This is a genomic window from Pseudomonas sp. GW821-FHT09C08 (assembly GCF_059418125.1).
Map to the genome: position 1 here is coordinate 126010 of NZ_JBWKPG010000007.1, position 18466 is coordinate 144475.

Below are 18466 nucleotides of genomic sequence, written 5' to 3' on the forward strand. Positions count from 1 at the left end.
TCAGGATGTGTTTATCGCGAGCAAGCTCGCTCGCACATAGCTCCGGCCTGCTCAAAAGGAAGGTGACTAATGCGTATAGATCGTTTAACCAGCAAATTGCAGTTGGCCTTATCGGACTCTCAATCGTTGGCGGTGGGCCTCGACCACCCGGCCATCGAGCCTGCGCACTTGATGCAGGCGCTTCTGGATCAGCAAGGTGGTTCTATCAAGCCCTTGCTGATGCAGGTGGGCTTTGACGTCAACAGCCTGCGCAAGGAGTTGAGCAAAGAGCTCGACCAACTGCCGAAAATCCAAAACCCTACCGGCGACGTGAACATGTCGCAGGACCTGGCACGTCTGCTCAACCAGGCCGATCGCCTGGCCCAGCAGAAAGGTGACCAGTTCATTTCCAGCGAGCTGGTGCTGCTCGCCGCCATGGACGACAACAGCAAGCTTGGCAAATTGTTGCTGGGCCAGGGCGTGAGCAAGAAAGCCCTGGAAAACGCCATCAACAACCTGCGCGGCGGCGAGGCGGTCAACGACCCCAACCATGAGGAGTCGCGCCAGGCCCTGGACAAGTACACCGTCGACCTGACCAAGCGCGCCGAAGAAGGCAAGCTGGATCCGGTGATCGGCCGTGACGATGAGATTCGTCGCACCATCCAGGTCCTGCAGCGTCGCACCAAGAACAACCCGGTGCTGATCGGCGAGCCTGGCGTGGGTAAGACCGCGATTGCCGAAGGCCTGGCCCAGCGCATCATCAATGGTGAAGTGCCGGACGGTCTCAAAGGCAAGCGCCTGTTGTCCCTGGACATGGGTTCGCTGATCGCCGGTGCCAAGTTCCGTGGTGAATTCGAAGAGCGCCTCAAATCCCTGTTGAACGAGCTGTCGAAGCAGGAAGGGCAGATCATTCTGTTTATCGACGAACTGCACACCATGGTCGGTGCCGGTAAAGGCGAAGGCTCGATGGACGCAGGCAACATGCTCAAGCCCGCATTGGCGCGGGGTGAGTTGCATTGCGTGGGTGCCACGACGCTCAACGAGTACCGCCAGTACATCGAGAAAGACGCAGCCCTGGAGCGGCGTTTCCAGAAAGTGCTGGTGGAAGAACCGAGCGAGGAAGACACCATCGCGATCCTGCGTGGCCTGAAAGAACGCTATGAGGTCCACCATAAGGTGGCGATTACCGACGGCGCGATCATTGCGGCGGCCAAATTGAGCCATCGCTATATCACTGACCGGCAGTTGCCGGACAAGGCCATCGACCTGATCGACGAAGCGGCCAGCCGCATCCGCATGGAGATCGACTCCAAGCCGGAAGTGCTCGACCGTCTGGATCGGCGCCTGATTCAACTGAAAGTCGAATCCCAGGCCCTGAAGAAAGAAGAGGACGATGCGGCGAAGAAACGCCTGGAAAAACTCCAGGAAGAAATCGTCCGCCTCGAGCGCGAATATTCGGATCTCGAAGAAATCTGGACCTCGGAAAAGGCCGAAGTACAGGGCTCCGCCCAGATCCAGCAAAAGATCGAGCAGTCGCGCCAGGAGTTGGAAGCGGCGCGCCGTAAAGGCGACCTGAACCGCATGGCCGAGTTGCAGTACGGGGTAATCCCGGACCTGGAACGCAGTCTGCAGATGGTCGACCAGCATGGCCACAGCGAGAACCAGCTGCTGCGCAGCAAGGTGACCGAGGAGGAAATCGCCGAGGTTGTCTCCAAGTGGACCGGCATCCCGGTGTCGAAGATGCTCGAAGGCGAGCGCGACAAGTTGCTGAAGATGGAGCACCTGTTGCACCAACGCGTCATCGGCCAGGAAGAGGCGGTGGTCGCGGTGTCCAACGCTGTGCGGCGTTCCCGGGCCGGCTTGTCCGACCCGAACCGCCCAAGCGGCTCGTTCATGTTCCTCGGCCCGACCGGCGTGGGCAAGACCGAGCTGTGCAAGGCCTTGGCCGAGTTCCTCTTTGATACCGAAGAGGCCATGGTGCGGATCGATATGTCCGAATTCATGGAGAAACATTCGGTGGCCCGCTTGATCGGTGCGCCACCAGGCTATGTGGGCTACGAGGAGGGCGGTTACCTGACCGAAGCCGTGCGGCGCAAGCCTTACTCGGTGATCCTGCTGGATGAGGTCGAGAAGGCCCACCCGGATGTGTTCAACATCCTGCTGCAGGTGCTCGAAGATGGCCGTCTGACGGACAGTCACGGGCGTACCGTGGATTTCCGCAACACGGTGATCGTGATGACCTCCAACCTGGGCTCGGCGCAGATCCAGGAGTTGGTGGGGGATCGCGAAGCGCAGCGTGCTGCGGTGATGGACGCACTGACCACGCACTTCCGTCCGGAATTTATCAACCGGGTCGATGAAGTGGTGATCTTCGAGCCTTTGGCGCGGGATCAGATCGCGGGCATTACCGAGATCCAGTTGGGTCGCCTGCGTGGCCGCCTGGCCGAGCGCGAGCTGTCGCTGGAGCTGAGTCGCGAGGCGTTGGACAAACTGATCGCGGTCGGTTACGACCCGGTGTATGGCGCACGGCCGTTGAAGCGTGCGATCCAGCGCTGGATCGAAAACCCGCTGGCGCAGTTGATCCTGTCGGGCAGCTTCATGCCAGGCACCAGCGTCACGGCGACGGTGGAAAACGACGAAATCGTCTTCCACTGAGCCCGGCCTGTATGGCGATAAGAGGAGGCCCCGCATTGCGGGGCCTTTTTTTTCGATAGGGCGTTGAACTGTAAGGCAAAGGCTTGTAAAGTGCGCCCCGCAGCAACGTCAGCCCACGGGTTTCTTCTCCCCAAGAAGAAATCAGAAAGAAGCGCAAATCATTGTCTTAAAAGCAATTTAAAGGGTTGACAGGGGTTTTTAAGATTGTAGAATAGCGCGCCTCAGAGACATGAACGTAGCGATACGGACGGGTCGAAGAGAAGGTTACACCGCAGCAAAAGTTGTACTTTGAAATATGTAGTTCCGTGATAGCTCAGTCGGTAGAGCAAATGACTGTTAATCATTGGGTCCCAGGTTCGAGTCCTGGTCACGGAGCCAATTTCAAACCGGGGTATAGCGCAGTCCGGTAGCGCGCCTGCTTTGGGAGCAGGATGTCGGGAGTTCGAATCCCCCTACCCCGACCATATTTGGGTCGTTAGCTCAGTTGGTAGAGCAGTTGGCTTTTAACCAATTGGTCGTAGGTTCGAATCCCACACGACCCACCATTTTTGAGACCAGTTAACACTGGAATCGAATCTTAAGATCAGAGGCCAAAAGCGCTGATCGAAGAAGGCGACTGAAAGGTCGCCTTTTTTTTACCGGGGTATAGCGCAGTCCGGTAGCGCGCCTGCTTTGGGAGCAGGATGTCAGGAGTTCGAATCCCCTTACCCCGACCATATTAAAAATCCCCGTATCGAAAGATACGGGGATTTTTTTTGCCCGAAATTCAACCTCTGTAGGCGCCAGCACAATTCCAATGTGGGAACTGGCAGCCAGCTCAACTCCCCTGTGGGAGCGGGCTTGCCCGCGAAAGCGTTGTACCAGCGACACTTTCGTCGGCTGACCCACCACCATCGCCAGCAAGCCAGCGCCTACAAGGTGGCAGCCAGCGCAATTCCCTGTGGGAGCGGGCTTGCCCGCGAAAGCGTTGTACCAGCGACGGCTTAGTCGGCTGACCCACCGCCATCGCCAGCAAGCCAGCGCCCACAGGGTTGCGAGGTATCAGTGCAGCTTGAGGCGCGGCTCGGTCCCGCGTCCGATCTTGCTGCCGAGCATCAGCATCGCCGTGCGGAAGAAGCCATACAGCGCCATCTGGTGCATGCGGTACAGCGACACATAGAACATCCGCGCCAGCCAGCCTTCGAGCATCACGCTGCCGGTGAGGTTGCCCATCAGGTTACCTACCGCCGAGAACCTCGACAGCGAGATCAGCGAGCCGTAGTCGGTGTACTTGTAGGACGGCAGGTCCTTGCCCTCGATCCGCAGCTTCAGCGACTTGGCCAGCAACGAGGCCTGCTGGTGAGCCGCCTGGGCGCGTGGCGGTACATTACGGTCAGTGCCCGGTTGCGGGCAGGCGGCGCAATCGCCAAAGGCGAAGATATTTTCGTCGCGGGTGGTCTGCAGCGTCGGCAGCACTTGCAGCTGATTAATGCGGTTGGTTTCCAGGCCATCGATATCCTTGAGGAAGCCAGGCGCGCGAATACCGGCTGCCCACACCTTGAGGCTGGCAGGAATCACCTGGCCGTTGCTGGTGATCAGCGCGTCGGCCGTCACTTCGCTGACCGCCGAGTTGGTCAGCACGGTCACCCCAAGTTTCTCCAGGGTTTTATGCACAGGCCCGCCAATGCGCTCCGGCAGCGCGGGCAATACCCGTGGGCCGGCTTCGATAAGGGTGATGTGCATGTTTTCCGGTTTGATCCGGTCCAGGCCATAGGCCGCCAGCTCATGGGCGGCGTTATGCAGCTCGGCAGCCAGTTCCACGCCGGTGGCACCGGCGCCGACGATGGCGACGCTGATCTGTTCAATGGTATCGGTCTGCCCGGCGTGGGCGCGCAGGTAGTGGTTGAGCAATTGCTGATGGAAGCGCTCGGCCTGCTTGCGGGTGTCGAGGAACAGACAGTGCTGTGCGGCGCCTTCGGTACCGAAATCGTTGGTGGTGCTACCGACCGCAATCACCAGGCTGTCATAGCCCAGCACGCGCGCGGGCACCAGCTCACGGCCCTCTTCATCGAGGGTGGCGGCCAGCTGGATTTTTCTCTGCTCACGGTCGAGTCCGCTCATGCGCCCCAGTTGGAACTCGAAGTGGTTCCATTTGGCCTGGGCGACGTAATTGAGTTCGTCTTCCGAAGAGTTCAGCGAGCCGGCAGCCACTTCGTGCAGCAACGGCTTCCAGATATGGGTCAGGTTGGCGTCTACCAGCGTGATGCTGGCGGTGCCGCGCTTGCCCAGAGTCTTACCCAGGCGGGTAGCCAACTCCAGGCCGCCGGCGCCGCCGCCGACGATAATAATACGATGGGTCATGGGGATATCTCGCAAGGCTAAAAGAAATCGGAGCAGTTACCCCCGCGAGCGCCAGGCAGCTCATAGCGTCAGGTAACTCAAAAGGCGGCTCAGCAACCCGAGCCCGATCACCACCACCAGCACCACACCAAGGAGCAGCCACGGCCGGAAAGGCTTGCGCTCGACTTGGTTCTGGGAGAGTTGCAGGTACTCTTCGACATGCTGTTGGTCATCGGGGTTCAGGCGGCTGGTCATAAAGGCCTCGTCAGGTAGACGTTGCAAAAGGGCGCCACGTTACAGTCGGGAAGTGGGCGGTCTCGCCACAAGCGTAGCCTGTGCCCGCTTCACAGGCTGATGCCCACGTCGAACACTATGCTGCGCCCCAGGTTGTTGCGCAAGAAATCCGGTGCATCCGGATGCGCGAACAATACCCGCGCAAATGTCGGCCCAACCAGCGACAGCGAGCGCCAGCCCTGGCGCAGGTATTCGGTAGGCGGCGGGAAGTGGCTGTTGAGGTCCAGCACTTCGCGCTTGAGGCTGGTGAAGGCAACGATGTCCAACTCGCCCAGGTCCATCCCGCGTTCCTTGTAGTTATGGGCCTTCTTGCGCAGGGTCGGCGCCAGGCGCAGCAGGAATTCGTGGGCGGGAATGCGCCGAGGCTTGGCTTCGCGCCGCACCAGTTGGCTGAGGGAAAACGCACTGCGCCGGCGCAGCAATTCGTCGCGCCATTCGTCGTTCAGGCGCCGTCCCTCATCCAATACGAAAAACACTTCGAAACTGGCATCGCGAAACAGCACGTCCGGCGGTTCCTGCCCGGCGGCGTGAAACTCCTCGGCCCGATAAGGCACATTCAAGCCTTGCAACAGGCGCTGGCAGACCCAACGCTCACGCTCCCATTTGCGGGCATTGGACAGGAAAGCATTGGCTTGTTCGGCCGCTACGGTAAGCAGGCGCAAATAATCTGAGTCATCCATGCTTGCAGCTTAGCGTCCAAATGATGACCGCAGGAAGTCCCACTGCAAAAGGTCGGTGTAGACTGGCTACTCGACCGCTGTGCCGAGGATGAGGAGTCCGCTGTGAAGTTTTTTCTGCTGCTGTTGCTTGGCCTGCTGCCCTTGTGCGCCCAGGCCGTCGAGGTGGGAGAGCGCCTGGCGCCGTGGACCCTGCTGGATCAATTTGACCAGGCCTACACCCTGAATGATCAGGCGCAGATTCTGCTGGTCGCGCGCAGCATGGACGCCGCCAAGCAGGTGGACGCAGCGCTGCAAGGCCAGCCCAAAGGTTACCTGGAAGCACGGCATGCGGTGTTTGTCGCGGACATACAGCGCATGCCCCGGCTGATCGCCAAGCTATTCGCGGTACCCGCCATGCAGGCCTACAACTACCGGGTCATGCTCGATCGGGAGGCGCGCATCACCCCGCGCTACCCGGGCGCCGTGGATAAAGTGCTGTGGCTGCAGTTGGATAAAGGCCAATTGATTGAGCAACGCGAATACGCCTCCGCCACCGAACTGCGCCAGGCCCTGGAGCAGGTGAAGCCGTGATCAGCGCCGCCGTGCTGGCACCGACGACGCTCGGCATCGGTTGGTTGTTGTACGCGCCGGTGTTGCTGTGGGCGATCCTGCGCGCGCCGTGGGTCGAGTTGTTTGCCGACCGGCGGCGCCAGCATTTGCTGTTCGGCACGGTATTCGCGCTGTTCATGCTGTGGCTGGTACGGCGTGATTTCGATACCGGGGTTTCCTACCACTTTATCGGCATGACTGCCGTGACCCTGTTGCTGGATTGGCCGTTAGCCATTGTCGGTGGGTTTGCCGCCCAGCTGGGCCTGATGGCACTGGGGCGCCAGGATCTCGCAGCCCTCGGCGTCAACGGCATGCTGCTGATTGTGTTGCCAGTGCTGGTCACTGAAGGCTGCGCACTGCTGGTGGAGCGGGCGCAACCGCGCAATCCCTTCGTGTACATCTTCTGTTCCGGTTTCTTCGCTGCGGCGTTGTCGGCGTTGCTCTGCCTGCTGGCCGCATTGGGCCTGCTGTGGTTGGACGAGCGTTTTGCCATGCCGGAATGGCTGGAAGATTTCATCGGCTACCTGTGGCTGATCATCTTCCCCGAGGCCTTTATCAACGGCATGGTCATCAGCGCCCTGGTGGTGTTTTGCCCGGAGTGGTTGGAGACGTTCAATCGCACGCGCTACCTGTCGGCGCCCTGGAAGGATGACGATTCGCGGCGTTGATCCAGATCAAATCCCGCGGGGTCGCGCAGGCCCATGCTCTGCAAAATTTTCCAGGAGCACGGACATGAGTGTGTACGAATGGGCACGGCAGGAGTTGCGCAGAAGCCAGGACGCGGCACAGGAAATCGGTTTCGATCCGGGCTTGACCCTGCGCGCCATGCTCAGCGCGGTGGTGCAGCAGAGCAAGGGGGTGCGCAGTTTCGAAGACCTGGCCGATGAGTTGCAATATCTTGCAGAGAATCTCGACGACCAGCAGGAATATGCCTTTATGCGCCCTTAATGGCGCGGCGGCAGGTCCTCGGAGAACAGCTCGTCTTCAGCATCCGGAGCCACCGGGATCTTGTGTTCCTCAGCGGCCCACGCGCCGAGGTCGATGAGTTTGCAACGGTCCGAGCAGAACGGCCGGTTGAGGTTGGTCGCTTTCCATTCCACGGGGGCGCCGCAGGTTGGGCAATCGACGGTCAAGGGTTGGCTCATGATCGGCCTCCACGCAAAGTAAGGTAAAAGTGGTGCAGTCGCTCGACCTCGCTGTGCAGCCAGGCCAGGTCCTGGTCATTGACCAGTACGTCATCGGCATGGTTCAGGCGGTCTTCGCGGCTGGACTGGGCCTTGAGGATCGCCTGCACCTGCTGTTCGCTGATGCCATCGCGCTGCAGGGTACGCTGAATCTGCAGCGATTGCGGCACGTCGATCACCAGGATGCGCTGGGTCATGCTGTACTGGCCGGATTCGATCAGCAGCGGCGACACCAGAATCGCGTAAGGTGACTGCGCGCGCGCCAGGTGGCTGCGAATCTCTTCGCCAATCAGCGGATGCAGCAAGGCTTCGAGCCAGCGTCGCTCTTCAGGTACTTCAAAGATCAGCTTGCGCAGTGCGGCGCGATCCAGTTGGCCGTCAGGTTGCAGCACGCCGTCGCCAAAATGCTCGGCGATGCATGCCAGTGCCGGCCGCCCAGGTTCGACCACCCAGCGCGCGGCGTGATCGGCGTCCACCAGGTCGATGCCCAGGTCGACAAAGTGCTGGGCAGCTGCGCTCTTGCCACTGCCGATACCGCCAGTCAGGCCAAGAATCCAGGGTGTTGCAACAGAATTGGTCATCTGAAACCGACAGACTGCAAATAGAAGTCGGTTATTTGACCACCCCAGAGCAATGCAATCCAGCCGGCAATCGCCAGATACGGACCAAATGGCATGGGTGTCGACGCCTGGGCCTTGCGCATTCGCATCAGGATCAATCCACAAAATACCCCCACCAGCGATGACATCAGCAGTGTCATGGGCAGGATCTGCCAGCCGCCCCAGGCCCCGAGCAGGGCGAGCAACTTGAAGTCGCCGTGGCCCATGCCGTCCTTGCCGGTGGCCAGCTTGAACAGCCGGAACACGCTCCACAGGCTCAGGTAGCCGATCACGGCGCCCCACAGGGCATCGGGCAACGTGGTGAACAGCCCGAAGCTATTGACGATCAGCCCCAGCCACAGCAGCGGCAATACCAGCACATCCGGCAGCAGTTGGTGGTCGGCATCGATCAAGCTCATCGCCAATAACCCACAGCTCAACAGCATCAGCGCTGCGGCTTGCCAACCGAAACCGAAATGCCAGGCCACCAGCGCGCAGAGCAACCCGCTCGCCAGTTCGGTGAGTGGGTAGCGCGCACTGATCGCTCCCCGGCAGTGAGCGCAGCGGCCCTTGAGCAACAGATAACTGAGCAGGGGAATGTTTTCCCAAGGGCGGATCGGGTGATTGCAGTGGGGGCAGCATGAGTGGGGCAGCATCAGGTTGTAGGTCGGCCCTGCAGGTTCGGCGGGCAAACCGAGCACTTCATGGGCCTGGGCTCGCCATTCCCGTTCGAGCATTTTTGGCAGGCGCCACACCAGTACGTTGAGAAAACTGCCGACGATCACCCCCAGCACCAAGGCCATCGACACAAAAAGCCAGGCGTGCTCGCTCAGCAGCAGGCTCAAAATGCGCTCCCCAATTGGAAAACCGGCAGGTACATGGCGACGACCAGTGCCCCGACAATCCCGCCCAATACCACCATGATCAGCGGTTCCATCAAACTCGTGAGGTTATCGACCTGATCGTCCACTGCGGCCTCGTAATGACTGGCGACTTTTTCCAGCATGCGGTCCAGGGTGCCCGACTCTTCGCCGATCGCCGTCATCTGGATCGCCATGCCGGGAAACAGCCCGCTGGCGGCCATGGATTGATTCAATTGCATACCGGTGGATACATCGTGTCGCATAAGCTCGATTGCCTGTTTGAACGGTTCTGAACCAGCAGCGCCGGCCACCGACCCCAGCGCCTGCACCAGCGGAACGCCGGCAGCAAACGTCGTGGAGAGCGTACGGGCGAAGCGGGCTACTGCCGATTTCTGCAGCAGTTTGCCTGCCAGGGGCGTTTTCAACAAACCGGCGTCCAGCCAGCGACGAACCTCTACAGAAGCGCGATAGGCGTGACGCAACCCCATGGCGGCAGACCCCAGGCCCAGCGCCACGATCCACCAGGCGCGTTGCATGAATTCGGACAGTGCGATCACGTGGAGAGTGAAATCCGGCAGCTTGCCGTCGACCCCGGCAAACAACGTCTGGAATTGCGGCACCACGTGGATCAACAGCACGCCGGTGACGACGCTCGCGACCACCAGCACTGCGATCGGATAGGTCATGGCCTTTTTGATTCTGGCTTTGAGCCGTTCGCTCTTTTCCCGGTGGACCGCCACGCGCTCCAGCAAGGTCTCAAGTGCCCCCGCTTGTTCACCGGCAGCCACCAGGTTGCAGTACAGCTCATCGAAATAGCGCGGTTGTTTGCGCAACGCTTCACTCAAGTTGGTACCGGCGGCGACCTCCTGCTTCAGGCGCTGCACCCGCTCGCGCACCGAGGGGTTGTCGAAGCCTTCGCTGATGATGTCGAAGGCCTGCAGCAGTGCGATCCCGGCTTTGAGCAGCGTGGCCAGTTGGCGCGTGAACAAGGTGATGTCCGCCGGTTTGACGGGCGGGGTGAAGCTCGGCAGCCAATGCGATCGTTCGCGCACGCGACCGGGGCTGATGCCTTGCTGGCGCAGCTGCGCCTTTACCAGGGCCGGGTTGTGCGCCGTGGCATGCCCGCAGACCTTGCGTCCTTTGCGGTTGATGCCTTCCCAGGCGTAAATCGTCGAGGCGTTGTTCATGTCACGGTTCCGCACACAAGTCGTCGAAGATTTATAGCTTAGTCAGGTGACGGATTCGGGCTGGCGGGGAACCACCGATAAAATGTCAGAATGTGCGTCTTGTGCGCGATTGACCGCTTGCAGATGAGTACACTGGCGCCGCTGCAAAATACGGGGCGCAGGACGCGCCTTGTCATGAGTTTTATTCTGGAGAGTGAATGTGATGCGTCAGAAAGGTTTTACCCTGATCGAGTTACTGATCGTCGTGGCAATCATCGGCATTTTGGCCACCATCGGCCTGCCGATGTACACCACCCACCAGGCCAAGGCTAAATTCACTGCCGGCCTGGCTGAAATCACGGCGTTGAAAGCCGGGTACGAAGACACCCTCAATCAAGGGACCGTGCCCACCCTGGCATTGATCGGCGGCACCAGCCCCACGGCCAACTGCAAGATCGACGTCTCCGGCGACGTTGCCACGGGGGCCGGTTCCATCAGTTGCGAAATACTCGACGCACCGGCACCGGTGCTGGGCAAGAGCATCAACCTCACGCGCAATGCCACCACGGGCTGGAAGTGCAGTACGACCGCCGATGCCAAATATGCAGCCAAAGGTTGCGGCGCCGACGGTGCCTGACTGCTAAACCATCCACATGGACGTAGAGGTGGCCGATGTCGTTATCTGTACAGCAGCGCGGCAGTATTTTCCTGGTAGTGACGGTGTGTTTGCTGGTTGTGGGGATATGCGTGCCCTTCAGTGGGCATGATCTACAGCGGACATTGCAGATTGCCATCGCCGTCTGCGCGGTGCTGTATGGGCTGTCGGTGACTTCGCAGGAGCGGTTGGTGGATCGGTTCACGGCCCTCGGGCTCGCGCTGATCATCGTGCTGGGGCTGGTGTCCTCGGCGCTGGCCCGACAGCCGCTCTGGGCGTTTACCGAAGTGGCGTTGTTTGTCGGTTGCGCGGCGATCACCGTGGCGTTTGCCGTGCTGCGTCGCCGCGAAGGTGAGCCTCTGGACCGTTTGCTGGTCATGGTCGTGGTGTTGCTGTGCCTGATCAAATCCATCCAATACCTGTACGCCGGCGCGGTGGCCTTCAGCAGTGGTGCGCTGACGCTGGACCCTGACCTGTTGCTGTCGAGCTTTTCCAACAAGCGCTTTTACGGCCAGTTCCAGACCTTTACCTTGCCGCTGCTGGCGCTCCCCCTGTTACTGCCCAAGGCCTCTCGAACCCAGCGAGGCCTGGTATTTGCGTTGCTGTGTGTCTGGTGGTTGATCGCGATCAGCGGCGGCACGCGCGGTACATGGCTTGGCCTCGGCGTGGCCGGGGCGGCGCTGGCGATGTTGGGGCCGTGGGGGCGACGCTGGCTCGGCTGGCAATTGGCCGCAGTGTCATGCGGCTTATTGCTGTACTGGCTGCTGTTCACGGTGTTGGCGGATTACCTGGGGATCGAGATTGCCAATGCTGCACGTGATCGCCTTACCACCACGCTGTCGGGGCGTGGTCCGATCTGGTGGCAGGCGTGGCATATGCTCGTCGAGCGGCCCTGGCTGGGCTTCGGGCCGATGCATTTTGCCGATATTGCCAACAAGATTGCCGCTCACCCCCACCAGGCTATCCTGCAATGGGCCAGTGAATGGGGAGTGCCATCCGCCGTGTGCGTTGCGGCCTTGGCGTGGCGAGGTGGCTGGGCCACGTTGGCTGTGCTGCGTGAGCGCGCGCTGTCCGCCGAACGTGCGGACCTGCTGAGGCTATGCCTGTTTGCGGCATTGGTTGGCGCGTTGGTGCAGTCCATGGTCGACGGCGTGATTGTGATGCCTGTCTCCCAGGTGTGGCTGGCGCTGGTCGTGGGCTGGCTGCTGGCACTGCATGAGTGGCGGTTGCCGGCCTTCGCAGCGATGCCATGGTTGCGGGGGGCATGGAAAGCCCTGAGTGTATTGGCCGTTGGTCTGTTGATCTTCATCGCAGCGCGCGACATCCCGCACATCACCCAAGCCCAGCGGCAGTACCTGGACAGCCATGACAATTTGCTGCGACCCCGCTTCTGGACCCAGGGCGTGATTGCCCGTTGAGGGCCGCAAGTTGCCGGACGCCCGATGCGGTGCTAGCTTTAGCCCACCGCCCGTGTAGCTCAGCCGGTAGAGCAGCGCACTCGTAACGCGAAGGTCGCAGGTTCGATTCCTGTCTCGGGCAAAAGGGCACTACTGCTTCAAAGGCAACACTGTCTCAAAGGCAACACTGTTTTCAGATGATCCCAGAATGGTTCTGAAGGCCAGACGAGCTGGCATTTGCGCCCGCTCTTTTGTATCTGCGCAACCTTGATGACCCAGATGCATCCCCATTCCTCGATCTAAGAGAACAACATGACCACAACTGAAATGACCCAGGAAGTTCGGCATCAAGCAGCCCTCGAAAAATACCTCGAGGAATCGCCGCAGCTTAAAGAAGAGATCAAGGACCTGAGCGCCGATGATCAGCGCGACCAGATTCAGTGGGCATTCGAGGACGAGGCCGAGAGCCGGGGCTACCAGCCCTGGGAGCTGACCCTCTATTACACGTCGACACCGGAAGAATTCGAAGCCGCCAGGCTCGCCTTGCACAAGGAGGCGTCCGAGGTACTGGGCGTCGACTGGGAAGAATATTGCGAGATGAACGGCCTGGTCGTTTGAATCAGCCTGCAGGAGCCGGCAACCCGGCTCCTGCAGGTTTTCCTCAGATGCTGAGACGCATCGACAGATCCACCGCTTTTACATCCTTGGTCATCGCGCCGATGGAGATGTAGTCCACCCCGGTCTCGGCGATAGGCAGCAGCGTGCTTTCATTGATCCCGCCGCTGGCCTCCAGCTTGGCCTTGCCGCCATTCAGGCGCACGGCTTCACGCATGTCTTCCAGGCTCAGCTCATCGAGCATGATGATATCGGCGCCCGCCGCCAGCGCTTCGCGCAGTTCCTGCAGGCTTTCCACTTCGATTTCCACCGGTTTGCCGGGGGCGATCTTGTGCGCGGCGGTGATGGCTTGGGCGATGCCACCACAGGCGGCAATATGGTTTTCCTTGATTAGGAACGCGTCGTACAAACCGATACGGTGGTTGTGGCAGCCGCCGCAGGTCACCGCGTACTTCTGCGCCAGGCGCAGGCCCGGCAGGGTTTTGCGGGTGTCCAACAGCTTTACCTGAGTGCTCGCGACAAAATCCGCCAGGTACTGCGCGCGGGTAGCGACCCCGGAGAGCAATTGCAGGAAATTCAGCGCACAGCGTTCGCCGCTGAGCAGCGAGCGTGCCGGTCCTTCAAGGCGGAACAGCACCTGGTTGGGGCTGACGCGCTCCCCGTCGGCCACCTGCCAATGCACGGCGACGCGTGGGTCCAACTGGCGAAACACTGCATCGACCCAGGCCGTACCGGAAATGACTGCGTTGTCGCGGGTAATGATGGCGGCCGTGGCCAGCCGTTCGGCCGGGATCAACTGTGCGGTGATGTCGCCGCTGCCGATGTCTTCCAGCAGTGCGCGGCGCACGTTGGCTTCGATTTCGGCGGTGAGGTCGGCAAGACGGAGATTCGGCATAACAGGCTCCACAAACAAAGTGCCCCGATTATAGGGGCAGTGCGCGTCCGAACCCACACTCGCTGCTCATTTACCGCGCCGTCGCAGAGTTTGCTGGCGCAACCCCCCTCATTTGCAAGATAATCTTGCGCCTTTCAATTGGCGTCATAGCTTTGACGTCATGGTAATCACCGGCTATCCAGTGTGCCCACGCGGGCCTGTAGCCGGTCTTTGCCCCACTCAATACCGCCGTTTCAGGAGGCCAGGATGCACAATGACGGAAAGGTGGTGCCAATCAACAAGGCACACGCCACGCCATCTCCGCTCGCCCGGTTGCCGGTGGTGTTGCTGCAGGTTCGCGACAAGGCGGCGCAACAGCTGCAGCAGGGGCTGCAGGAACTGTTCGATAACGCCGACGACACGTTGTTCGAAATGGCCGACAAGGCCCGTAACAACGTCGATCACCATATTTTCTTCGAAGCCATGCGCGACCTGCGCCTCAAGCGCAAGAATTTCGAGCGCGTGTTCATGGAGCGCCTGTTCGAAGCCTTTGCCAACCTGGGCGACGCGGGGCGGGGGGCGTTGAAATGGGTGCCGGTGATGTCCTACGACGCTGCACCCGGTACCTCCAGGGATCAACTGGAAAAAGCCGTGGCGCTGGAGGCCATGCTGGGCCGGGTGCATCACCGCGACGGCCTGGCGCTGGGGCAACTGACCGCCCGTTTGAGTGCATTGCTCGGCAATCGCCTGGACGATCGGGAGAACCCGCTCGGTCCGGCGCTGCTCTGCGAGTTTTTCCTGCGGGCGGGGCGCAGCCTCGGCGTGGAAATTCGCGTCAAGCTGATCATGCTCAAGCTCTTCGAAAAATACGTGCTCAGCGATGCCGACCAGTTGTACGGCGAAGCCAACCAATTGTTGGTTGCGACGGGGGTGTTGCCGGAACTCAAGGCCGCCCCCTCGCGCCGCCCCGGTGGGCGTGCCGCCCGTGAACAACCCAGTCCGGATGCGCAGCCGGGCGCCGAGCAGCCTGTCGATGACAGCGGCCAGCAAGCGTTCGCCGTCCTGCAGGAGCTGCTCAAAGCCGTGCGCGGCAGCGTGGCCCCCACCCTCGAAGCCAGCGCCGAGCCCCAGCCAATCGCCACCCGTGACCTGCTCAGGCTGCTGTCCCATTTGCAGCAGTATGTGCCGGAGCCGGAGCTTGAAGACGACTTCGACCTGCGCAACCAGCTGGAACAACTGCTCACGCGTGTCAGCGTCAAGAGTGGCAAGTCGCGGGTGGTGGAGGATGCAGACGAGGACGTGATCAACCTGGTCGCGCTGTTGTTCGAGTTCATCCTCAATGACCGCACGGTGCCCGATGCCTTCAAGGCCTTGATCGGCCGATTGCAGATCCCGATGCTCAAAGTCGCGGTGTTGGACAAGAGCTTTTTCACCCGCGCCAACCACCCCGCGCGGCGCCTGCTCAATGAAGTCGCGGCGGCGGCCATGGGCTGGAGCCCGTGTGATGACTATCAGCGCGACCACCTGTACCTGCGTATCGAACAAGTGGTGCAGCGCCTGCTCAACGACTATGTCGAAGACCCGGCGATTTTTTCCGGATTGTTGACCGAGTTCAGTGCGTTCACCGCCGATGAGCGGCACCGCAGCGAATTGCTCGAACAGCACACCCGCGAGGCCGAAGAAGCTCGCGTACGCACCGAGGCGGCCCGTCAGCGAGTGGCCGATGTGCTCAACCGGCGGCTGCTGGGTAAGGTCCTGCCACGCACGGTGGTGCAGTTCCTCCAGCAGGCCTGGAGCCAGGTGCTGTTGCTGGCCAGCCTCAAGCACGGTGAGCAGTCGGTGCAATGGCAAGCGGGGCTGCGCACCCTCGACGAACTGATCTGGAGTGTCAGCCTGCAGCAAGACACCGAAGCCGGGCGCCACTTGCTGGAACAGTTGCCGGGGTTGCTCAAGGCGTTGCGTGACGGATTGACCAGCGCTGCGTTCGACCCATTCAGCACGCGTGATTTTTTTGTGCGGCTGCAGGCCCTGCATAGGCAGGCGACTGACGACCTCGATGAGCTGATCGAGGTGAGTGAGCCCTTTGTACTTGGGGCGGTCCCGCATGAGGCGGATGAAGAGCTGCCGGACAACGATCCCGAGCTGCTCCAGGCTCGGCAGTTGCGGATGGGGCAGTGGGTGGAGTTCCAACGCGAGACTGCCAGCAGCCTGCGATGCAAGCTCACGATGATCATGGCGCCGGCCAATCGCTACATCTTTGTCAGTCGCACGGGGCTCAAGGTCCTGGAGCAAAGCGCCGGCCAACTGGCGGTGGCATTCAAGGCTGGCACGCTGCATAGGCTCGACGATGGGCCCTTATTCGAGCGTGCGCTGGCGGCGGTGGTGGGCAAGCTGCGACAACTCAATCGCGGCAAGTGATCGCAACCACAGGGGCGAACGCGGCATACTGGTAACACTTTGTCTCGTTCAAGGAACCGGTATGCAGTTGGACTCCGCCAGCGGTTGGTGCAAGGGTATTCGTCATTGCCCTTCGCCCAACTTCAACGAGCGCCCCGCAGGCGAAATCTCACTGTTGGTGGTGCATAACATCAGCCTGCCGCCCGCGCAGTTCGCTACCGGCAAGGTGCAGGAGTTTTTCCAGAACCGCCTGGATGTCACGGAACATCCCTACTTTGAAGGGATTGCTGACCTACGGGTGTCCGCGCATTTTCTGATTGAGCGCGATGGCGCGGTGACGCAGTTTGTGTCCTGCATCGACCGCGCCTGGCATGCCGGGGTCTCGTGCTTCGAAGGGCGAGAGACGTGCAATGATTTTTCCCTGGGAATCGAGCTGGAAGGCACCGATGACCTGCCGTTCACCGACGCCCAGTATGTGTCGCTGATCGACCTGGCCCGCCAGTTGCTGGCGGCCTACCCAGGGATCACGCCGCAGCGGATTTGTGGCCACAGCGATATCGCGCCGGGACGCAAGACCGATCCCGGCCCCGCTTTTGATTGGACGCGCTTTCGCAGCGCCCTGCTGGATGGAGGACACGCACAATGAGTTTTCTGGTGTTGGTGCTGGCGGTCTGGATCGAGAAATTCTCGGCCCTGCGCCGGCGTGTGCAGCGCGATGGCGGCTGGTTGCGCGAGCTGGCCAAGCTGGAATCCAGCCCGCGCATGGGCAAGCAGCCCTGGCTGATTCTGACCGTGATGGTGTTGCTGCCGGTGGCGTTGCTGGCGCTGTTGCTTCTGGTGCTGGAGCCGGTGGCCTACGGGTTGTTGGCACTGCCGGTGCACCTGGTGGTGGTGATCTACAGCCTGGGGCGTGGCGATCTACTGGCCGGGCTGGGCCCGTTTCGCGATGCCTGGCGGCGCGGCGACCTGCAAGCCGCAGAGCACGTGGCCGAGCGCGACCTGAGCCTGAGTGCCGACAGCGGCGAACAGCTGCTCGAACGCGTCCAGGGGCATCTGCTGTGGCAGGCCTACCAGAGCTTTTTCGCGGTGATTTTCTGGTACTTCCTGCTGGGCCCGGTGGCCGCCCTGGCGTATCGCCTGCTGGCGCTGGCCAGCGAACACAGCAGGAATCCGCTGGTGGCCGAGCGTGCCGGGCAATTGCGGCATGCGTTTGACTGGTTGCCGGTTCGCCTGCTGGCAGCCAGCTTCGCCCTGGTAGGCAATTTCGTCGCGGTCAGCCGCGTGATGCTGCACGAACTGTTGAACTGGGATATCAGCGCCGCCCAGCTGGTGGAAAAGGTGGGCCTGGTTGCCGCCGAAATCCCGCCGCCAGTGGTCGGTGCCGATGGCATCAACAGCCTGGACCGCCTGTGGGAGCTGCTGCTGCGCGCGGCGGTGCTGTGGTATGCCGGGTTCGCTATCTGGACCGTGTTGCCCTGATCCTCACAGACCCCCGGTTCGCTGGCGATACGAGCACTTTGGTGGTTACACCACCCGAGTTGCGTCGATCGCCGGCAAGCCGGCGCCTATCTCGTTAACTTTACGTTACAAAACTCCCTTTCAAATTGAGCTATACAGACAGAGCGCCAAATAGTGGCTTTCTGCCGCCGCCCTGCGCCTCAAATAAAAATAATAGAAAGGGAGTTCACCTGTGAAGAGCTTGCTCTATCCCGCCGTCGCGCTGATGAACCGTCTGAGTTTCGGCATGAAGTTCAGCCTGATCAGCGTGCTGTTCCTGCTGCCGATGCTGGCAACCAACTATTACCTGGTACGTGATTCCTGGCGCGAGTTCCAAGGCACGCGTATCGAACTGCAAAGCCTGGATCTACTCGGCAGCAGCCTGGCGCTGCGCCGCGACCTGGAAACCCTCAACAACCAGGTGCAGATCAACGCGACCCTGGGGCAGGCCGGCAAAGCCGGTGACCTGGAGGGCAAGATCACTGCCCTGGAGCAAAGCGTGCTGACCCGCCTGCAAGGCCTCAGCGCGATGGCCACCGACCCTGAGCAAATCGCCGCCTTTGACGCCAAGCGCGACGAGCTGGTCGCGGCCTTCAAGGCCCAGCAACAGGAAACCTCGCTGCTGAGTAAAAGCGCGTTGATCGGCAAATTGCTCAACAAGGCGCAGATGCTCAGCCAGATCATCGCCAGCCAATCCGGCTTGA

18 protein-coding genes and 5 tRNA genes are annotated in these 18466 nt (G+C 61.0%); 15 read left to right on the plus strand and 8 right to left on the minus strand.

The window, feature by feature from the left end; all coding sequences use genetic code 11:
- Positions 1–69: 69 nt before the first annotated feature.
- The 5 genes from clpB (at position 70) to AC07OJ_RS23310 (ending at position 3350) form a co-directional block, all read left to right on the plus strand.
- Positions 70–2634 (plus strand): ATP-dependent chaperone ClpB, encoded by a 2565-nt coding sequence (clpB, locus tag AC07OJ_RS23290; protein WP_065900568.1) that lies wholly within the window; start codon positions 70–72, stop codon positions 2632–2634.
- A 302-nt stretch (positions 2635–2936) separates the two neighbouring features.
- Positions 2937–3012, plus strand: a tRNA-Asn gene (locus tag AC07OJ_RS23295).
- A 9-nt stretch (positions 3013–3021) separates the two neighbouring features.
- Positions 3022–3098 (plus strand) — tRNA-Pro (locus AC07OJ_RS23300).
- Between the two features lie 5 nt (positions 3099–3103).
- Positions 3104–3179: transfer RNA gene (locus tag AC07OJ_RS23305), tRNA-Lys, on the plus strand.
- Between the two features lie 94 nt (positions 3180–3273).
- Positions 3274–3350 (plus strand) — tRNA-Pro (locus AC07OJ_RS23310).
- A gap of 325 nt (positions 3351–3675) precedes the next feature.
- On the opposite strand, the gene AC07OJ_RS23315 is transcribed toward AC07OJ_RS23310, so the two are convergent.
- The 3 genes from AC07OJ_RS23315 to AC07OJ_RS23325 all read right to left on the minus strand — a co-directional run bounded on the left by AC07OJ_RS23315 (position 3676) and on the right by AC07OJ_RS23325 (position 5927).
- Positions 3676–4974, minus strand: a complete 1299-nt coding sequence (locus AC07OJ_RS23315; protein ID WP_495095286.1) for an NAD(P)/FAD-dependent oxidoreductase — start codon at positions 4972–4974, stop codon at positions 3676–3678.
- Between the two features lie 60 nt (positions 4975–5034).
- Entirely contained in the window at positions 5035–5208 is a 174-nt protein-coding gene (locus AC07OJ_RS23320; RefSeq protein WP_048724181.1) for a DUF3094 family protein, read from the minus strand.
- A gap of 89 nt (positions 5209–5297) precedes the next feature.
- Positions 5298–5927: a DUF1780 domain-containing protein gene (locus AC07OJ_RS23325; RefSeq protein WP_010213242.1), complete on the minus strand. Its 630-nt coding sequence runs from the start codon at positions 5925–5927 to the stop codon at positions 5298–5300.
- A gap of 102 nt (positions 5928–6029) precedes the next feature.
- Here AC07OJ_RS23325 and AC07OJ_RS23330 point away from each other — a divergent pair, with 102 nt between their 5' ends.
- From AC07OJ_RS23330 to AC07OJ_RS23340, 3 genes are all read left to right on the plus strand, one after another.
- Positions 6030–6497: an FAD/FMN-containing dehydrogenase gene (locus AC07OJ_RS23330; RefSeq protein ID WP_282396194.1), complete on the plus strand. Its 468-nt coding sequence runs from the start codon at positions 6030–6032 to the stop codon at positions 6495–6497.
- The gene (locus AC07OJ_RS23335) at positions 6494–7183 is read left to right on the plus strand and encodes an energy-coupling factor ABC transporter permease (RefSeq protein ID WP_495095287.1); all 690 of its coding nucleotides are present in this window, start codon (positions 6494–6496) and stop codon (positions 7181–7183) included. Before AC07OJ_RS23330 ends, AC07OJ_RS23335 begins: the two co-directional genes overlap by 4 nt.
- Before the next feature lie 64 nt (positions 7184–7247).
- Entirely contained in the window at positions 7248–7463 is a 216-nt protein-coding gene (locus AC07OJ_RS23340) for a hypothetical protein (protein WP_003171680.1), read from the plus strand.
- On the opposite strand, the gene yacG is transcribed toward AC07OJ_RS23340, so the two are convergent.
- The 4 genes from yacG to AC07OJ_RS23360 are packed head-to-tail and all read right to left on the minus strand — an operon-like array spanning position 7460 to position 10348.
- Positions 7460–7660 (minus strand): DNA gyrase inhibitor YacG, encoded by a 201-nt coding sequence (yacG, locus tag AC07OJ_RS23345; RefSeq protein ID WP_003188437.1) that lies wholly within the window; start codon positions 7658–7660, stop codon positions 7460–7462. The two genes, AC07OJ_RS23340 and yacG, sit on opposite strands and share 4 nt — an antisense overlap.
- Positions 7657–8280 carry a dephospho-CoA kinase gene (gene coaE, locus AC07OJ_RS23350; RefSeq protein WP_065900573.1) on the minus strand — a complete coding sequence of 208 codons (624 nt, stop codon included), beginning with the start codon at positions 8278–8280 and terminating at the stop codon, positions 7657–7659. Before coaE ends, yacG begins: the two co-directional genes overlap by 4 nt.
- The gene (locus AC07OJ_RS23355; RefSeq protein WP_495095288.1) at positions 8277–9143 is read right to left on the minus strand and encodes a prepilin peptidase; all 867 of its coding nucleotides are present in this window, start codon (positions 9141–9143) and stop codon (positions 8277–8279) included. The genes coaE and AC07OJ_RS23355 overlap by 4 nt, the downstream gene beginning before the upstream one ends.
- Positions 9140–10348, minus strand: a complete 1209-nt coding sequence (locus AC07OJ_RS23360) for a type II secretion system F family protein (RefSeq protein ID WP_120447610.1) — start codon at positions 10346–10348, stop codon at positions 9140–9142. The genes AC07OJ_RS23355 and AC07OJ_RS23360 overlap by 4 nt, the downstream gene beginning before the upstream one ends.
- A 202-nt stretch (positions 10349–10550) precedes the next feature.
- Between AC07OJ_RS23360 and AC07OJ_RS23365 the strand changes: the two genes are divergently transcribed.
- The 4 genes from AC07OJ_RS23365 to AC07OJ_RS23380 all read left to right on the plus strand — a co-directional run bounded on the left by AC07OJ_RS23365 (position 10551) and on the right by AC07OJ_RS23380 (position 12997).
- A complete protein-coding gene (locus tag AC07OJ_RS23365) occupies positions 10551–10964 on the plus strand; it encodes a pilin (protein ID WP_065900578.1) in 414 nt (137 codons plus the stop codon).
- A gap of 35 nt (positions 10965–10999) precedes the next feature.
- A complete protein-coding gene (locus AC07OJ_RS23370) occupies positions 11000–12400 on the plus strand; it encodes an O-antigen ligase family protein (RefSeq protein WP_495095289.1) in 1401 nt (466 codons plus the stop codon).
- A 48-nt stretch (positions 12401–12448) separates the two neighbouring features.
- Positions 12449–12521, plus strand: a tRNA-Thr gene (locus tag AC07OJ_RS23375).
- A gap of 170 nt (positions 12522–12691) precedes the next feature.
- Positions 12692–12997 carry a DUF6388 family protein gene (locus AC07OJ_RS23380; protein ID WP_065900582.1) on the plus strand — a complete coding sequence of 102 codons (306 nt, stop codon included), beginning with the start codon at positions 12692–12694 and terminating at the stop codon, positions 12995–12997.
- A 43-nt stretch (positions 12998–13040) separates the two neighbouring features.
- Here the strand turns inward: AC07OJ_RS23380 and nadC are convergent, their stop codons facing one another.
- Positions 13041–13889, minus strand: a complete 849-nt coding sequence (gene nadC / locus AC07OJ_RS23385; protein WP_065900584.1) for a carboxylating nicotinate-nucleotide diphosphorylase — start codon at positions 13887–13889, stop codon at positions 13041–13043.
- Between the two features lie 246 nt (positions 13890–14135).
- On the opposite strand from nadC, the gene AC07OJ_RS23390 reads away from it, so the two are divergent.
- From AC07OJ_RS23390 to ampE, 3 genes are all read left to right on the plus strand, one after another.
- The gene (locus AC07OJ_RS23390; protein ID WP_495095290.1) at positions 14136–16286 is read left to right on the plus strand and encodes a DUF1631 domain-containing protein; all 2151 of its coding nucleotides are present in this window, start codon (positions 14136–14138) and stop codon (positions 16284–16286) included.
- A 61-nt stretch (positions 16287–16347) separates the two neighbouring features.
- Entirely contained in the window at positions 16348–16911 is a 564-nt protein-coding gene (gene ampD / locus AC07OJ_RS23395; protein WP_106805180.1) for a 1,6-anhydro-N-acetylmuramyl-L-alanine amidase AmpD, read from the plus strand.
- The gene (ampE, locus tag AC07OJ_RS23400; RefSeq protein ID WP_495095291.1) at positions 16908–17744 is read left to right on the plus strand and encodes a regulatory signaling modulator protein AmpE; all 837 of its coding nucleotides are present in this window, start codon (positions 16908–16910) and stop codon (positions 17742–17744) included. Before ampD ends, ampE begins: the two co-directional genes overlap by 4 nt.
- Positions 17745–18466 lie beyond the last annotated feature (722 nt).

Excerpts from the sequence above, each read along its gene's own strand:
- AC07OJ_RS23365 (WP_065900578.1), top strand. The coding sequence starts at position 10,551 with ATGCGTCAGAAAGGTTTTACCCTGATCGAGTTACTGATCGTCGTGGCA.
- AC07OJ_RS23325 (WP_010213242.1), bottom strand. The coding sequence starts at position 5,927 with ATGGATGACTCAGATTATTTGCGCCTGCTTACCGTAGCGGCCGAACAA.
- AC07OJ_RS23360 (WP_120447610.1), bottom strand. The coding sequence starts at position 10,348 with ATGAACAACGCCTCGACGATTTACGCCTGGGAAGGCATCAACCGCAAA.
- AC07OJ_RS23370 (WP_495095289.1), top strand. The coding sequence starts at position 11,000 with ATGTCGTTATCTGTACAGCAGCGCGGCAGTATTTTCCTGGTAGTGACG.
- AC07OJ_RS23320 (WP_048724181.1), bottom strand. The coding sequence starts at position 5,208 with ATGACCAGCCGCCTGAACCCCGATGACCAACAGCATGTCGAAGAGTAC.
- AC07OJ_RS23380 (WP_065900582.1), top strand. The coding sequence starts at position 12,692 with ATGACCACAACTGAAATGACCCAGGAAGTTCGGCATCAAGCAGCCCTC.
- AC07OJ_RS23315 (WP_495095286.1), bottom strand. The coding sequence starts at position 4,974 with ATGACCCATCGTATTATTATCGTCGGCGGCGGCGCCGGCGGCCTGGAG.
- coaE (WP_065900573.1), bottom strand. The coding sequence starts at position 8,280 with ATGACCAATTCTGTTGCAACACCCTGGATTCTTGGCCTGACTGGCGGT.
- yacG (WP_003188437.1), bottom strand. The coding sequence starts at position 7,660 with ATGAGCCAACCCTTGACCGTCGATTGCCCAACCTGCGGCGCCCCCGTG.
- AC07OJ_RS23390 (WP_495095290.1), top strand. The coding sequence starts at position 14,136 with ATGCACAATGACGGAAAGGTGGTGCCAATCAACAAGGCACACGCCACG.
- nadC (WP_065900584.1), bottom strand. The coding sequence starts at position 13,889 with ATGCCGAATCTCCGTCTTGCCGACCTCACCGCCGAAATCGAAGCCAAC.
- ampD (WP_106805180.1), top strand. The coding sequence starts at position 16,348 with ATGCAGTTGGACTCCGCCAGCGGTTGGTGCAAGGGTATTCGTCATTGC.
- AC07OJ_RS23340 (WP_003171680.1), top strand. The coding sequence starts at position 7,248 with ATGAGTGTGTACGAATGGGCACGGCAGGAGTTGCGCAGAAGCCAGGAC.
- clpB (WP_065900568.1), top strand. The coding sequence starts at position 70 with ATGCGTATAGATCGTTTAACCAGCAAATTGCAGTTGGCCTTATCGGAC.
- ampE (WP_495095291.1), top strand. The coding sequence starts at position 16,908 with ATGAGTTTTCTGGTGTTGGTGCTGGCGGTCTGGATCGAGAAATTCTCG.